At 48.2% G+C, this 15,046-nt stretch carries 13 protein-coding genes and 2 pseudogenes; 6 read left to right on the forward strand and 9 right to left on the reverse strand.

The genetic code is table 11. The features are described 5' to 3' along the window. Positions 1 to 26 precede the first annotated feature (26 nt). Both NST56_RS17290 and NST56_RS17295 read right to left on the reverse strand, forming a co-directional pair. Complete coding sequence (locus NST56_RS17290; RefSeq protein WP_010331754.1) at positions 27 to 374, reverse strand: hypothetical protein; 348 nt, start codon at positions 372 to 374, stop codon at positions 27 to 29. Between the two features lie 98 nt (positions 375 to 472). Continuing rightward, positions 473 to 1,816 (reverse strand): allantoinase, encoded by a 1,344-nt coding sequence (locus NST56_RS17295; RefSeq protein WP_339178008.1) that lies wholly within the window; start codon positions 1,814 to 1,816, stop codon positions 473 to 475. A 179-nt stretch (positions 1,817 to 1,995) separates the two neighbouring features. Here NST56_RS17295 and pucR point away from each other — a divergent pair, with 179 nt between their 5' ends. From pucR to uraH, 5 genes are all read left to right on the forward strand, one after another. Continuing rightward, positions 1,996 to 3,591, forward strand: a complete 1,596-nt coding sequence (pucR, locus tag NST56_RS17300; RefSeq protein ID WP_168748670.1) for a purine catabolism transcriptional regulator PucR — start codon at positions 1,996 to 1,998, stop codon at positions 3,589 to 3,591. 146 nt (positions 3,592 to 3,737) lie between these two features. Then, on the forward strand, positions 3,738 to 5,087 hold the full coding sequence (locus tag NST56_RS17305; RefSeq protein ID WP_339178011.1) for a nucleobase:cation symporter-2 family protein: 1,350 nt from the start codon (positions 3,738 to 3,740) through the stop codon (positions 5,085 to 5,087). Between the two features lie 6 nt (positions 5,088 to 5,093). Beyond that, complete coding sequence (locus NST56_RS17310; protein ID WP_339178012.1) at positions 5,094 to 6,386, forward strand: nucleobase:cation symporter-2 family protein; 1,293 nt, start codon at positions 5,094 to 5,096, stop codon at positions 6,384 to 6,386. Positions 6,387 to 6,400: 14 nt separating this feature from the next. Further along, positions 6,401 to 7,885: a factor-independent urate hydroxylase gene (pucL, locus tag NST56_RS17315; RefSeq protein ID WP_339178014.1), complete on the forward strand. Its 1,485-nt coding sequence runs from the start codon at positions 6,401 to 6,403 to the stop codon at positions 7,883 to 7,885. Then, positions 7,885 to 8,238 carry a hydroxyisourate hydrolase gene (gene uraH, locus NST56_RS17320; protein ID WP_339178017.1) on the forward strand — a complete coding sequence of 118 codons (354 nt, stop codon included), beginning with the start codon at positions 7,885 to 7,887 and terminating at the stop codon, positions 8,236 to 8,238. The genes pucL and uraH overlap by 1 nt, the downstream gene beginning before the upstream one ends. Before the next feature lie 40 nt (positions 8,239 to 8,278). Here the strand turns inward: uraH and NST56_RS17325 are convergent, their stop codons facing one another. Then, on the reverse strand, positions 8,279 to 8,404 hold the full coding sequence (locus NST56_RS17325; protein WP_339178020.1) for a phage terminase small subunit-related protein: 126 nt from the start codon (positions 8,402 to 8,404) through the stop codon (positions 8,279 to 8,281). Between the two features lie 158 nt (positions 8,405 to 8,562). Here NST56_RS17325 and NST56_RS17330 point away from each other — a divergent pair, with 158 nt between their 5' ends. Next, positions 8,563 to 8,640: a YjcZ family sporulation protein gene (locus tag NST56_RS17330; RefSeq protein WP_072175780.1), complete on the forward strand. Its 78-nt coding sequence runs from the start codon at positions 8,563 to 8,565 to the stop codon at positions 8,638 to 8,640. Positions 8,641 to 9,288: 648 nt separating this feature from the next. Here NST56_RS17330 and NST56_RS17335 read toward each other — a convergent pair. The 6 genes and pseudogenes from NST56_RS17335 to NST56_RS17360 form a co-directional block, all read right to left on the reverse strand. Beyond that, a pseudogene (locus NST56_RS17335) lies at positions 9,289 to 9,438 on the reverse strand (hypothetical protein). Between the two features lie 293 nt (positions 9,439 to 9,731). Next, positions 9,732 to 10,291, reverse strand: a pseudogene (gene pucE / locus NST56_RS17340) (xanthine dehydrogenase subunit E). Further along, the gene (gene pucD / locus NST56_RS17345; RefSeq protein WP_339178023.1) at positions 10,282 to 12,519 is read right to left on the reverse strand and encodes a xanthine dehydrogenase subunit D; all 2,238 of its coding nucleotides are present in this window, start codon (positions 12,517 to 12,519) and stop codon (positions 10,282 to 10,284) included. Before pucD ends, pucE begins: the two are co-directional and overlap by 10 nt. Next, complete coding sequence (pucC, locus tag NST56_RS17350) at positions 12,520 to 13,353, reverse strand: xanthine dehydrogenase subunit C (protein WP_339178025.1); 834 nt, start codon at positions 13,351 to 13,353, stop codon at positions 12,520 to 12,522. Then, on the reverse strand, positions 13,292 to 13,960 hold the full coding sequence (pucB, locus tag NST56_RS17355) for a xanthine dehydrogenase accessory protein PucB (protein WP_339178027.1): 669 nt from the start codon (positions 13,958 to 13,960) through the stop codon (positions 13,292 to 13,294). Before pucB ends, pucC begins: the two co-directional genes overlap by 62 nt. Further along, positions 13,957 to 14,958 carry an XdhC family protein gene (locus NST56_RS17360; RefSeq protein WP_339178030.1) on the reverse strand — a complete coding sequence of 334 codons (1,002 nt, stop codon included), beginning with the start codon at positions 14,956 to 14,958 and terminating at the stop codon, positions 13,957 to 13,959. Before NST56_RS17360 ends, pucB begins: the two co-directional genes overlap by 4 nt. Positions 14,959 to 15,046 lie beyond the last annotated feature (88 nt).

Genomic DNA, 15,046 nt, shown 5'->3' on the forward strand with positions numbered 1-15,046 from the left:
TCTCTTCCAGTTTATCACACGCGTTTTCAGGTTTCCTCGGAAATGCTGTTCATATTGCGGAAAAACGCTGAGCGCAGATGCTGATATTGTTCCTCATTGGTATCCAAAAACGCCTCCTCTCTTGAGGAAGGGATATTTTGGTACACAATAGGCTCCTGAAACTGTTCACTCGTAAAGTCATACACAGCCCCATTTATGCTGTTATAAAAGTGCCAGCTCTCACCGACCTTTGTTTTGAAAATATCGCCCCCGAATTGCTCCTGTACCACCAATGCCGTCACGCCGCATTGGCCGCATGCCGGGCATTCTTTCGTCCATTTGGAACTCGTATGCAGCGACCATGATTGGTTTAGTATGTGTTTGACGTGTTCCATCATCGCAGCCCCCTTTTTAAAAAGATACCACGATGCTTGATTTTTAAAAACCAAAGTCACTGACATAAAAAAACCCCGCAGATTTCAATCTGCCGGGTTTACGAAGGAACGACCAGCGCTCCCTCAATTCCGCTGTCTGCTTTCTCCCCATCACTGTACACGCACCGTCCTCTGCTGTAGGTGGATGAGATGCGGCAGGGGAAGGTATGTCCTTCATAAATGCTCTGCTTATGCTTTGCAAACATCGTCTCTGTTGTGACTGGGTACGGCTCCATGCTAACGAGAACGACATCCGCGTCCCGTCCCTCTTCAAGCCTCCCTTTTTGCTGAAGGCCGAATCGCTTCGCGGGTGCCCCCGCTGTCCATTCAGCAATGGTTTCAAATGGAATGTCCCGCTCAAGGGCCAATTCAAGCATGGCCAATAAAGTAAACTGCCCGCCGCTGATTCCGCCCCATGACAAAAACATATTATCCTCCCGCTTCAGAGAAGGACGGCAGGGGGAGTGGTCCGAGGACACCATGTCAATATTCCCCGCGATCAGCGTATCAATTAACGCCTCTTTTGATGGCTGCGACCTGAGCGGAGGGGCGCATTTTGCGACAGAGCCCCTTTTGCGTAAGTCGTCATGGCTGAACAAGACATAGTGAGGACATGTTTCCACCGTAACATCTAATCCCTCCTGCTTCGCCTCCCGTATCAAGCGGACCGCTTTTGCCGTACTGATGTGGACAAAATGAACCGGACAGCCCGTTACTTTCGCGTACTGGATCGTGCGATACACCGCTTCAGCTTCAGCTTCCTCCGGGCGGGAGGCCGCGTATGCATCTGCATTCACTTTCCCTTTATTCGCCCATTCCATCTGCAAAAAGCTTGTGACCGCATCACTTTCTGCGTGAAGAGCAAGGATTTTTCCGGCGGCCGCAATTTCTTTCATGCCTTTGAGCAAGGTGCGTTCATCAACAGAGCGAAACTCCTCTGTGCCTGATTTTGATAAAAATGCTTTAAATCCTATCGCACCCGCTTCAGCCATCGGATGTATGTCATCAATATGACCCGGCACAAGGCCGCCCCATAACGCAAAATCCACCGCCGATTTTCGCCTGCCGATTTCAGCTTTTGCGAGAAGGTTTTCAGCCGTCACCGTGGATGGAATGCAGTTCAGCGGCATATCAAAATAAGTGGTGCAGCCGCCTGCAGCCATCATCCGTGAGCCCGTTTCAAACCCTTCCCAATCCTCTCTGCCGGGTTCGTTGAAATGAACATGACAATCGACCGCACCCGGAAAAACATATTGACCGCCAGCCTCCACAACCGGTGCTCCCTCTGCTTCAATTGCAGAACCGATCTTGGCAATGATCCCGTTTTTCATTGCAATATCAGCTTCTTTAACACCGTCCGGCGTGACTGCCTTCGCTCCTTTTATCACCAAATCGTAAGCCATACTGATCCCTCCCCTGTATGATGATGAATTTTTATGTCAGTTTATGTAACACATTCAGTCTATTTTCAACATTTTACTGTTACTATGATCGTATTACATCAGCAAAACAGCTAGAATTAATAATGAAATTTATTCATCTTAACCAATGATTATTTTTTGCAAGAAAAGGAGAATGAGCTATGAATATTTTTGATGTGATGAAAATACCGGCTTACGAAAATGCAGTTTTAATTGCGGGAAAAGCGGGGGGAGAAAGAGAGGTTCAGCATGTCAACATGATGGATGCTCCTGATATCGCGGATTTTTTGCATAAAGACGAGCTGCTCGTCACCACCGCATATCACCTGAAGGACAATCCTCACCAGTTATCAGAGCTGATTCGGCAAATGGCAAAACGCGGCTGTGCCGGTCTCGGCATTAAAACAAAACGCTACCTGGAGGATATCCCGAAAGAGATCATCGACCTGGCCGATTCACACGCATTTCCGATTATCGAGCTCCCTGAGCATATACGCCTCGGAGACATTGTCAATGCCACGCTGAGCCATATTCTTGACATGCGTTCAAACGAGCTTCAGCAAGCCATTTACGCACATAAAAAGTTCACAAACCACATTATGAGCGGCAAGGGGCTGCAATCTCTGCTCAAAAAGGTATCAGACCTCCTTCATCTTCCCGTGCTGCTCCTTGACCAGCATGCCAAAATGCTTTCTGCCTCTCATCAGATTTCAGTTGAAACCGAAAAGCTCAAAAGCACGCTGCACACCGTGTCCGGACCGTTTTTCACTTGTTTCTCTTCGATCTCGAATCAGAAAACATATTCTGTCCTTCCTATCTATAATCACGAAAAAAGCTGCGGCTACCTGCTGATACCGGAAATGATCCAAGCCGCTGATAAAGGATTGATTCTCACCATTGAACAGGCTGCGAACGTGATTTCCTTTGAGCTGCTGAAGGAAAACGCGCTGAAGCAATACAGCCGGCGGGCGCGGAATGAATTTTTCAGTAATTTTATCGAGCGGTCGTTCTCTTCGGACGACGAAATCAAAAACCGGGCAAAAGAATTTAAGCTCAGCTGGGATCAAAAATATATGTGCATCGCCGGAAAGCTCGACCGGAATGACAGATCGATCAGCTTTACTGAAAATCAGCTGGCCTCTGACAGTGTCTTTGAATTTCTCGAAGGCGAATTGTCTGCCTTCCCATTCCCGCCTCACCTCTTTATTAAAGGAAATGTCGGCATTCTGCTGATCGAGGCGACAGACAGCTGGAGTGAAATGCACGCTTCGGTGATCAGCTTTTTAGAACAGTTTCAGGCACAGGTTAAAAACCAATTTAAACGGACATTGTCCTTTGGCATCAGCAACATTTGCCAAAAGCTGATCGATGTTCCGGACGCTTTCACAGAAGCGTCTGACGCTCTCCAATCAGGACATTTATCAAGAAGCACGGAGTTTATCCAAGTGTACCACGCGAAAGATGTACCTGAGCTTCTCCGCCTGCTCCCGGTTGAGGATTTGAAGAAATTTTACAATTCCACTCTTCAAAGCCTGGCTGAAAAGCAGCAGGAGGATCAAAGCCTGCTTCACACACTGTCTGTCTATCTAGAGACACACTGCCAGATTTCCGAGACGGCAAAACGCTTGTACGTGCATCGCAATACGGTCATCTACCGCCTCGAAAAATGTGAAGAATTACTGGGCAAAAGCTTAAAAGATCCCGAAACGACCATGCGGTTGCGGCTTGCCTTGCGGATGCAGCGGCTGATCAGCTAGCATTTGTCACATTATCTTACAAAAGAAATGGCTTTTCGTTACTTTCAGCAATAACGCTCCTATTTTTCAGCTACTGTACCCAATGACATCTGGCAAACGGCACGCTATCATGTTACTAAAGTTCACATGTAAAAGGAGGAGCTATAGTGAAACAAAAACCGTTTGCGGTGTTCACTCTTGGCCTGCAGCATGTGCTGGCCATGTACGCAGGTGCAATTTTGGTGCCTCTGCTTGTCGGCAGAGCGCTGAATGTAACGTCGGAACAGCTGTCCTACCTATTGGCGATTGACCTGTTAACATGCGGAGCCGCAACGCTTTTGCAGACCTGGCGAGGAGCTTACATCGGCATCGGCCTTCCCGTCATGCTCGGCAGCTCGTTTGTGGCCGTCACCCCGATGATTGCAATTGGTGCAAATTACGGCATTTCAGCGATTTACGGTTCAATCATTGCAACCGGTGTCTTGATCTTCTTGTGTGCCCGTTTCTTCGGCAAGCTGACCGTGTTATTCCCTCCTGTCGTAACAGGAACTGTTGTGACCTTGATTGGTCTTTCTCTTGTTCCGACAGGTGTGAAAAATATGGCTGGTGGAGAAAAAGTAAACGGCAGCGCCAATCCCGAATACGGTTCGCTCGAAAACCTTCTTCTTTCTGTCGGCGTCCTTATCCTGATCTTAGTCCTCAACCGCTTTCTCAAAGGGTTTGCCCGAACGCTTTCCGTTCTGATCGGGATTGCTGCGGGCACTGCGGCGGCTGCCGTCATGGGCAAGGTCAGCTTTTCATCTGTATCTGAAGCCCCATTCTTCCAAATCCCGAAGCCGTTTTACTTCGGCGCTCCATCTTTTGAAATCGGTCCAATCATCACGATGCTGATCGTCGGAATTGTCATTATTGTTGAATCAACCGGCGTTTTTTACGCCATCGGAAAGATATGCGGCCGGCCTCTAACTGAAAAAGACCTGGTCAAAGGCTACCGGGCAGAGGGAATCGCCATTATGATAGGCGGGCTGTTCAACGCCTTTCCCTATAATACATTTGCACAAAACGCCGGATTATTGCAGCTGACAAAGGTGAAAACGAGAAATGTCGTCGTCACCGCGGGCTGTATCCTTCTATTCCTTGGTCTGATTCCTAAGTTTGCCGCTCTTGCTTCCTCCGTTCCCGCGGCTGTACTCGGCGGCGCGACTGTTGTCATGTTCGGCATGGTTATCGCCTCCGGAGTAAAAATGCTCAGTACAGTGGATCTGAAAAACCAATATCATCTGCTGACCATCGCCTGCTCAATCGCACTCGGTATCGGCGCCAGCACAGTACCGGTGATTTTCACAGAGTTTCCCGCTCCGATCCGCATTCTGGTCAGTGACGGCATGATCACAGGAAGCCTGACTGCAATCTTTTTAAACCTATTCTTCAGTTTGCGCGCCAAACAGGAAAAAATCGTTCAGAAGGAAGAACTGCCCGTATTAGAAAACAAACTTGTTTTAGAAAAAGAGGTGTAAATAGAGATGAAGGAACAGCAAAATTCCTTTCAGCTTTTGATGCTTGGGCTTCAGCATATGCTGGCGATGTATGCGGGAGCCATTCTCGTCCCTCTGATCGTCGGAGCTGCGATCGGGCTGAATGCGGGCCAGCTGACATATTTAATTGCCATTGATTTGTTTATGTGCGGGGCGGCCACTCTTTTACAGCTCTGGAGAAACCGCTATTTCGGCATCGGCCTTCCCGTTGTCCTCGGCTGTACGTTTACTGCAGTCGGCCCGATGATTTCCATTGGCAGCATATACGGTGTTTCAGCGATTTACGGTGCGATTATCGCAGCCGGGCTGATTGTCGTTTTAGCCGCGGGCTTCTTTGGAAAGCTTGTCCGTTTTTTCCCGCCGGTCGTAACCGGCTCAGTCGTTATGATTATCGGCATCAGCCTGATTCCGACGGCGATGAATAACCTGGCCGGCGGTGAAGGCAGCAAAGACTTCGGCTCACTAGGCAACGTGCTGCTTGGCTTTGCCGTTACAGCCTTTATTTTAGTGCTGTTTTATTTCTTTAAAGGGTTCATCCGCTCCATTGCAATTTTACTCGGCCTCGCAGCTGGAACGGCAGCCGCTTTCCTTATGGGAAGAGTCGATTTTTCTGAGGTCGCGGAGGCGTCCTGGGTTCATGTTCCTTCTATATTTTATTTCGGCACGCCAACCTTTGAGCTGCCTGCCATTCTCACCATGCTATTGGTTGCTATTGTCAGCCTTGTTGAATCAACGGGTGTTTACTTTGCTCTTTCCGATATGACAAACCGGAAACTAACAGAGAAAGATCTTGAGAAAGGCTACCGTGCGGAAGGGCTTGCAATTGTGCTGGGCGGCTTGTTTAACGCGTTTCCGTATACGGCTTTCTCGCAAAACGTCGGCATCGTTCAGCTTTCAAAAATCAAAAGCATCCATGTCATTGCCATCACTGGATTTATGCTGATGGCAATCGGGCTGATGCCAAAAGCCGCGGCATTGACGACCGTGATCCCGAATGCAGTTCTCGGCGGCGCGATGATCGTTATGTTTGGCATGGTCATTTCTTACGGTATTAAAATGCTTTCTGGCGTCGATTTTGAATCACAGGGCAATCTGCTGATCATTGCTTCTTCTGTCAGCTTAGGGCTTGGCGCCACGACGGTGCCCGCCTTGTTTTCCTCTCTCCCGGGAGCAGCTTCCGTGTTGACCGGAAGCGGCATTGTCATTGGCAGCTTAACCGCGATTGCATTGAACACTTTTTTTCAATGCAAACAGCCCCATGGCGCGGAAATCAATACGTAAAGGGGAGATGGCTCATGTTCACAATTGACGACCTGAATCAAATGGATAGACAAACACTGACTGACACACTCGGATCTATTTTTGAGCACTCTGCTTGGATTGCGGAGGAAGCCGCGGCACTGCGCCCCTTCTCCTCTCTTTCTGATTTGCATCAAAAAATGTCCCGCTTTGTAAAAGCTGCCGACCGCAAGACACAGCTAGAGCTCATCTGCAAACACCCTCGTCTCGGCACCAAGAAAACAATGAGCGCTTCCTCAGTAAAAGAGCAGCAAAACGCAGGGCTCAGTAAGCTTGAACAGCAGGAATACGAGGAGTTTCTCAAACGAAATGAAGACTACTCTCAAAACTTCGGTTTTCCTTTTATTTTAGCGGTAAAGGAAAAAACAAAACAGGAGATCCGCGAAGCTCTGCTGACAAGGCTGAAGAACAAACCGGAAACAGAATTTCAGCAGGCTCTTGAGGAAATATACCGCATCGCCCGCTTTCGTTTAGAGGACATCATAACAGAAAAAGGAGAGATTCAAATGAAAAGAACCATGTCTTACGGCAAAGGAAATGTGTTTGCATACCGAACGTTTTTAAAACCGCTCACAGGCATAAAGAAAATCCCTGAGTCTTCTTTTACAGGGAGAACCAATACAGTTGTTGGCATTGATGTGACATGCGAAATTGGCGGAGATGCCTTTTTGCCGTCATTTACAGACGGAGATAATACGCTTATCGTGGCTACGGATTCGATGAAAAACTTTATTCAGCGCCACCTCGCTTCCTATGAGGGAACAACCACCGAGGGCTTCTTGCATTATGTGGCTCACAGATTTTTAGACACCTATTCTCATATGGATACGATCACTCTGACAGGTGAAGACATTCCGTTTGAAGCGATGCCTGCATACGAGGATGAAGAGCTCGGTATAAGCCAGCTTGTCTTCAGAAGATCGCGCAATGAACGCGCCCGGTCGGTGCTCAAAGCAGAACGAACTGGGGATACGATAACGATGAAGGAGCAATACAGCGAAATCACGGATCTCCAGCTTGTCAAAGTGAGCGGAAACTCCTTCGTCGGCTTTATCAGAGACGAATATACGACTCTTCCTGAAGATGGCAATCGTCCGCTCTTTGTCTATTTAAACATCAGCTGGCGTTATGAACATGCGGAAGATGCATACGCCGCCGATCCCGCCCGTTACGTGGCGGCTGAACAAATCCGTGACTTAGCGAGCACTGTATTTCACGAACTCGAAACTCCTTCCATTCAAAACTTAATCTATCATATCGGATGCCGAATATTAATGAGGTTCCCTCAGCTCACGAATGTCAGCTTCCAATCTCAAAATCACACATGGGATACAGTCGTCGAAGAGATTCCGGGCACAAAAGGAAAAGTCTACACAGAACCGCGCCCGCCATTCGGTTTCCAGCGTTTCACCGTGACGAGAGAAGACGCCGAGAAAGTAAAACGGAATGCTGAGGAAGCATTAGGGAGCCTGAATGCCTGATGGGGAGGCTGACAACACATATCTTGGATTTAACCTGCGGCAAACCCGCGGCAAACGTAAAAATCGAATTGAAGCGGCTGTACGAAGACAAAAGTCTTATTCTTATCAAAGGGGCTTTTACGAATAAAGACGGCCGAGTCGATGCTCCGCTCCTTTCGGGAGAAGAGCTGAAGTCGGGGGAGTATGTAATGGAGTTCCATGCAGGGGAATACTTTGCGGAAAAGAAAGCAAACACGGCTGAGCCGTTTCTAACGATTGTAACAGTTCGTTTCCATCTTTCTGATCCGGAAGCTGATTATCATATCCCCCTTTTGCTGTCGCCGTTTGGTTATCAGGTGTATAGAGGGAGTTAAGAAGGAGGAAGCCCGCTGGTGAGGCGGGCTCCGCATATGTTTAGGGGCTTACTGGATCACTGCATAAATAAAAGACCTTCTCTATTGTCTTTAACTTCTTGCTTCCGCCGCTCTCTTCCCACAAACGAAAAGCTTCGTCTCTGCGTGGATCCCGTGGTCTTGGCATTACATCTCAGCCGCCCCGGACCTCAGTTTGTTATTAATTTTTCGTTCTCTATTTCTACTTAGACTAAAAAATCATTTAAAATTTACTAAACTAGCGTCACTATCAAGTTATCTCCATCAGCATATCATGTACTATCCTCTTTTAAGGGAGGTGAAGTTATGAGGTCATTCCCTTTGATCGTGGTGCTATTCATCCTATTAATCATCGTTGGTACTTCTTTCTTCGGTGGCTATTAAGAACTCACCTTACCCCATATCCGTCAGACGCCATAAGAAACCTTTATGGCGTTTGTTTTGCTATAGCGACAAGGTTTTGAGCAGGGAAATATAATACTTGCTACAAATCCTCATCTTTCTGAAGCTCTATGAGCTTTTTTAAATCTTATACAGTATTCACCTAAATATGGCCACTTTGAAAATCCTTGCCTCACTGGGCGATACCTGATTGAATGATCTTCCTGTATTTCTCTTTTGATTGACTGATGTTCTCTGACAACTCGGCACTATGCAGGAGAAGGAGATTTTCTTTTTCATCATAGAAAGGGAACTTATGTCTCTATTTTCTATTACCATACTCTCTGTCCTCCATTACAATATGAGATGAGAGCGTGATGTTTTCCCACAACGCGGCTGTTCCCCAAAAAGAATCATTTGATTTTTTCAATCGATTTAACAGGTACTTCCGGTGGATTGAGTATTAAGTCAATCCGTTGAACAGTGACAAAGACGACAGAAAAAATCAAGGAACAAAGAAAGGCTAGTAAAAGTATTTTCCACCAATTGAAGTTATTCATCATCTCTCCCTCTTTCCTTAATTGGTAATATTATCTATTTGTAGTTTTAAACACAACTAGGTAAAAGACAAGGGGAAAAGGGAACATTTTGTTAAAATCCTTGAAGCGTATAGGTCAAAAAGATAAACACTACAATTATTGTTACGACAACAACTGCTTCTTTAAAATCATTTTTGTCTTCTTTTTAATTTCTTCATCTATACTTTTGTTGAACTTCTTTCTTCTTATCATTCGTATTCATGATTAAACCCCTCTGAATCCATTTTTAATTAGATTCATTATTCCATCCCCCTTTTAATTCATTGCAATTTTAACGCGCAACAATTAAGTACAACAGTGTAAAAAACCTTGGCTATTATCCGAGCTAAGGCTCACTCACTTTGTAGATCTTTGACGTCTCAGGAAAAAACAGCCCTTAGATTATTCCAAGGACTGTTGCAATGGCATTGATAGCATGCTTCTTTAACATATAAAATTGATCCGATATTATGCCAAGCTCCATATAGATAGCAGTATTCGTTCTATGCTTAGCTTTCAGCTCATTATATCCGGTGCTTTGCTGTAGCTGCGGGAAAAGTCCAATGACTCCCTTTTCCCGCAGCTCAACTCTTTTCTAATCCTGCAAGCCGACCGCATAATCCCTCCATAACCGGTACACCGGCACAAATTGCCCGCCAGCCCTTCTTCGATATCTTCGTCAGTAGGTTGCGGGGTTTCCTGAAACAGAGCTTTAAGTGCAATGGTCATCCCGGGTGTGCAATATCCGCATTGGAAGCCTCCTTCCTCCAGGAAAGCGGTTTGGCAGATATCCAGTTCTTCTTTTTGAAGTCCCTCAATGGTTGTGATCGAATGGCTGGCCGCTTGATAGGCCATGGTCATACACGCATTGGCGAGCGTGCCGTCTAGCAGGACAGAACATGCTCCGCAACGGCCGATTCCGCAGGAAATCTTTGTTCCGGTCAGATTGAATTCCGTCCGCAGAAGGTCACTCAAGCGAGCTGTAGGAACCGCATCAACCTCTTGGGCTATTCATTCACAGTCATTCGGAACCGCTGCCTTCTTTCAGAGAAAGATCCTGCTTCTTTTACGTCCATTGTTTTATCCCCTTTCTGTCTATCGCATCAAGCAGCTCTTCACGCGAAATCGGCAGCTTGTTCACCCAGCACCCGACTGCATCATGTACGGCCTTTACAATCGCCGGGGTGATGGCGATCGTCCCTATTTCTCCGACACCGCGCGGGCCATATGGGTCACCATCCATCAGCTCTTCTATCGCGGTCAGTTTCATTGCCGGAACATCTTTGATTCCCGGAATGACATACTGATCCAAATTCTCCGCTACGTAACGGCCGTCCGTCATTTTTGCTTCCTCCATCAGCGTATAGCCGAGCGCCATAGCAGCGCCGCCTTCGATTTGTCCCAAATAACCCTGCGGACTGACAACCGGACCTGCCGCAATGGCGTGCTCACAATCTATCACTCTGACATCGCCTGTTAATAGATCAACCTCCACCTCCACAGCAGCCGCTCCAAATGAGTAGAGAAAATGGCCGCCGACCACAGGATCAGGCGTTGTCGGAAAATCGAATGCTGTTTCCTCCATCAAAGGGCCTTTTTCAGCCAGCTCTCTATACGTCACCACAAGTTCCTTTGTGTATAGATCACGTAAGCCCGCGGAGCCGAGCGTAAGGTTTTCCGCTGAACAACCGCTCCATTCTGCGGCCCGTTTTTTCAGCTGAGCTAGAAACGGTTTCTTCAAACGCTGGATCGCGTGCCACACCATGCTCGTGCCGCGTGATGCTGTGGAGGAGCCTGACTTTGGCACTTTTGCGGTATCTCCGATGATAATGGAAATATCCTCAGCCGCGCAGCCCAGCTCTTCGGTGACAAAATGTTCAATCGCGGCGAGTATGCCCTGGCCGCACTCTTCAAATCCAAATGAAGCCGTGATTTTGCCGCCACTTGAAAGGGAAAGACGCCCTCCTGCGGCATCCATCCGGCCATAGCCAAGCCCGCCGCCATGCATGGTGATCGCAGCTCCAACACCCCTTCGTTTATAACGAGACGTCTGATGTTTTCTTTTGAGAATAGGAGATGCAGAAATGACGTTCAATACCTGCGCCGCTCCATCAGTGGGCGCAATCCGATGCTCAAGCGGCCCCGGGTCATGCGGTTTTCTGATATTTTTTCTTCGCAGCTCCAGCGGGTCGATGCCAAGCATGCTGCTGAGGCGATCAAGATGGGTTTCAAGCGCAAATGTGATTTGATTGCCGCCAAAGCCTCGGAATTCTCCCGCCACCCCATTGTTCGTAAACACAGAGATCCCTTCAGTGCGGATATTAGGGATGCGGTACGGACCCGCGGCATGCTCAGCAGAAAAGTCCAGGACTGCCGGTCCCAGCGTGGCGTAAGCGCCTGTATCGGCAATGATTTTCACATCATGAGCCAGAAGCTTTCCTGTTTGATCAGCCCCTGTTTTGATCGTGATTTTCATCGGGTGGCGTTTGATTCCTGAGCGTACAGATTCCTGCCTCGTCTGATGAATTTTGACCGGGTATCCGCTTTTACGGGCCAAAAGCGCGGCATACGGCTGAATATTCAGCTCATCCTTTCCGCCAAATGAGCCGCCCATCGGACTCGACACAACCCGAATCTTCTCTTCAGGAATACCAAAAATGCGGGCAAGCTGAAAACGGTCCTTGTAGCCGTGCTGAGTGCCAGCGTACATTGTAAAACCCCCGTCACGTTCCGGAACAGCTACGCCCCCCTCCGTTTCCATATACGTATGCATCTGCCGCGGCAGTTCGTAGGTTTCTTCAAGAATCGTGTGACACGATTGGAACCCCGCTTCCACATCGCCGTGCGAGAAAAACGCGCGATGAAGGATGTTCCCGTCCGGGTGCAGCATATGCGCATCTGGTTCGAGCGCTTTTTCCGGAGAATCAATGACCATCAGCTTCCTGTACACCACGTGAATCAGCTCCAGCGCGGCTTCAGCAATGTCTTCCGTTTTTGCTGCGACGGCCGCCACTGCATCTCCGACATAACGTACTCTATCCTCGCATAGAACCGGCTGGTCAGGAATGACGATCCCAAAACGGTTTAAACCTGGAACGTCCTTATGGGTGACGACCGCTCGCACACCTTCCATTTCTTCAGCCTTTTTTGTGCAAATCGACACGATTTCCGCATGAGGATAAGCGCTTCTCAGGATTTTGCCATACAGCATCCCCGGAAAGGTGAGATCAGTCATATACTTCAATTCACCCGTGACCTTTCCCCTTCCATCCGGCCTTATTCTTGACGGTTTGCCTATGCCCATTTATCCCCCTCCCTCAATCAAAAGCTCGGACATGATGACGTTGGCAGCCGCCTTTTTTCTGTATGCCGCTGACACGAAAGCATCGGCTGAAAACGGCAGCTCCTTGATAAGTGTTTCGTACAGTTCGTGTGCCTCCCATTCAGGCTCCATCCATTTCCCTTCGCTCTCTATTAATCTTTTCGGCCTGATATCGGCATGGCCCGCTGCGAGGCGAATGTCACCGTCTTTCAGTAAACGTCCTGCCGTCACAGCAACCGCTCCGGTAAATGCCTGCCTCCTTCCCAGCTTGCGGAAAAACACACGATCTCCCTCTGGACGCGGGATGATCACACGGGTCACGATTCCATGTGGATACGCTTCACTGGAGATCCATTCAGCAAGCGGCAGCCTGACAAGCTCCTTCTGATAAACGATGAGCTCCGCATCAAGCACAAGCAGGAGCGGAATCAAATCCCCTATTTTACTCGCTATGTTACCGCCAATTGTGGCCCGGCTTCGGATCCCCGGCGCTGCAACAGCAGAAACTGCTTCACATAAGCAAGCCAGCTCCTGCTTGATGAGGCTGTTTTTTCTGCATTCATTCAGCGTGGTGAGCGCCCCGATCGACACGTGGGTGTCATCAGCGGTAATGCCTTTCATTTCTTCGATGGCTTCAAGACTGATGAGATGCGTTTTTGGAAGAATTCCTTTGTCCCATTGGAGCTGGAGCAGCGTGCTGCCCGATGCTGCACACACATTTGGCGCAAACTGCTCCAATAGAGAAAATGCCTCATCAAGCGCTGCCGGCCTCCATAATTGAATGTTCATCCGCGCTTGTGTCACTTGTCCGTTCATGAATTCGCCTCCTAACAGTGTCATATTCCTCCGGTGTATCAATATCTTCCAGTTCCTCGCAATCTTTCACTACCACTACCGTTCCAATGCCAAGCTGTCCGTTTTTGAGCAGCCTGCGGGCACCCTCATCTCCCTTTAACTCCTTTACATATGGAAAACAGGCGGATGAGAAATAAATAGGTGGACTGAGCGTACGCAAAGACGCTGACACGGCAAACAATTCGTGAGCCCTTGATATCAGCGCATTTACATGGTCGACGGAAAGCTGCGGCTGGTCACCCAACAAAATGACGACTCCGTCTGCCCCCATGCTTTCCGCTTTTCTCACCCCGCTGCTGACAGAATGCCCTTGGCCCTTTTCCGCTTCTTTACAGACATGCAGGCTCCAGCGATCCAGAAAAGGCGGTGAATAATATTGCTCCCCGATCCACTCAAGTGAAGAAGCATGTTCTGTTCTCTCGACAATCAGCACATGGTCAAGACGGGATAATAGAGCTGCTTTTAATGAAGCCGATCCGATCGTTTCTCCTTTTAGCGGCAATGCCAGCTTGTTTGTGCCCATTCTCTCGCTTTTTCCGGCCGCCAAAAATACACCGATAATGCTCATATAACCGCCTGCCGTTTTCGTGTTTGAAGGATTTCCGCAATGATGCTGACGGCAATTTCCTCTGGGCCTTCCGCGCTGATTTTCAACCCGACCGGGCTGTAAAAATGAGCGGGTGGCTGTTTTCCATTCAGCAGCCGTTTCGTGCGGTTTTCAGAGCCTAGAAGCCCGATATAATGAAGGTCTCGAGATAATAAGGATTCAACGATGACTTGATCGTGCTGAAAATGGTGAGTCGCCACAACAGCGAAATCCTGAGGCGAAAATTCAAATTCACTCAGCATCTGCTCCGGAAATTCAGTAATCAGCTGATCTGCTTTTGGAAAATGAGAGGCTGTGCAATACGCAGGCCGCCAATCTGTCACAATGACAGAAAATCCGGTCTCAGCCGCCAAATTGGCGAGCGGTATCATATCTGGGCCCGCCCCAAACAGAATGAGACGCAGCTTCGGCTCAATACGCTGAATAAAAATGTTTGATGATCGATCAAAATGCGGCAAATGAAACGTTGAAGCAGTGCGTTGAATGTCTTGAAGCGGCGCATCCGGCCAGTGCCCAAAATGCCCGGTCTCTGACAAAAACAGATAACGCCCTGACTGTGAGGATTCAATCTGTGTAACAGCTGTTACGGCTTTTCCTGCATAAAGGCAGTCTCTTACTCTTTCATAGTGCCGCTTTTTTTCCTGAGAGATTCGTTCCGCATAGATATGAATAACGCCATTGCAGCCGACTCCCATGCCCCATGAAAGATCGTCTTCAGCCCGCATGTCATAGGATATAAGCGCTGTAGGCAGCTGATCGCCGAGCTCACCGATTCTTTGGGATAAATCCTCTTCCAGACACCCGCCGCTGAGCAAGCCAATTCTTTCTCCATTTTTCTTAAAGAGCATGGTGGCGCCCGCTTTTCGATATGCGGAGCCTTCAACTTGAACAATGGTCGCCAGCACAGCCTCATCCTGATCTTCCAGAAGCGCATCTAAAATCATGTGAAAATACTCCAATGCCGCATCCTCCTCTCAAAAAATGCCGTAAGAAATAAAACGTCATTTAATAGGGCCGTGTATAAAGAATAGATGAAAAAAGATAAAA

The organism is Bacillus sp. FSL R5-0560 (assembly GCF_037966305.1).
Taxonomy (GTDB): domain Bacteria; phylum Bacillota; class Bacilli; order Bacillales; family Bacillaceae; genus Bacillus; species Bacillus mojavensis.

Excerpts from the sequence above, each read along its gene's own strand:
- pucD (WP_339178023.1), bottom strand. The coding sequence starts at position 12,519 with ATGGGCATAGGCAAACCGTCAAGAATAAGGCCGGATGGAAGGGGAAAG.
- pucB (WP_339178027.1), bottom strand. The coding sequence starts at position 13,960 with ATGAGCATTATCGGTGTATTTTTGGCGGCCGGAAAAAGCGAGAGAATG.
- NST56_RS17310 (WP_339178012.1), top strand. The coding sequence starts at position 5,094 with ATGAAGGAACAGCAAAATTCCTTTCAGCTTTTGATGCTTGGGCTTCAG.
- NST56_RS17295 (WP_339178008.1), bottom strand. The coding sequence starts at position 1,816 with ATGGCTTACGATTTGGTGATAAAAGGAGCGAAGGCAGTCACGCCGGAC.
- NST56_RS17290 (WP_010331754.1), bottom strand. The coding sequence starts at position 374 with ATGGAACACGTCAAACACATACTAAACCAATCATGGTCGCTGCATACG.
- pucR (WP_168748670.1), top strand. The coding sequence starts at position 1,996 with ATGAATATTTTTGATGTGATGAAAATACCGGCTTACGAAAATGCAGTT.
- uraH (WP_339178017.1), top strand. The coding sequence starts at position 7,885 with ATGGGGAGGCTGACAACACATATCTTGGATTTAACCTGCGGCAAACCC.
- NST56_RS17330 (WP_072175780.1), top strand. The coding sequence starts at position 8,563 with ATGAGGTCATTCCCTTTGATCGTGGTGCTATTCATCCTATTAATCATC.
- NST56_RS17325 (WP_339178020.1), bottom strand. The coding sequence starts at position 8,404 with ATGCCAAGACCACGGGATCCACGCAGAGACGAAGCTTTTCGTTTGTGG.
- pucC (WP_339178025.1), bottom strand. The coding sequence starts at position 13,353 with ATGAACGGACAAGTGACACAAGCGCGGATGAACATTCAATTATGGAGG.
- pucL (WP_339178014.1), top strand. The coding sequence starts at position 6,401 with ATGTTCACAATTGACGACCTGAATCAAATGGATAGACAAACACTGACT.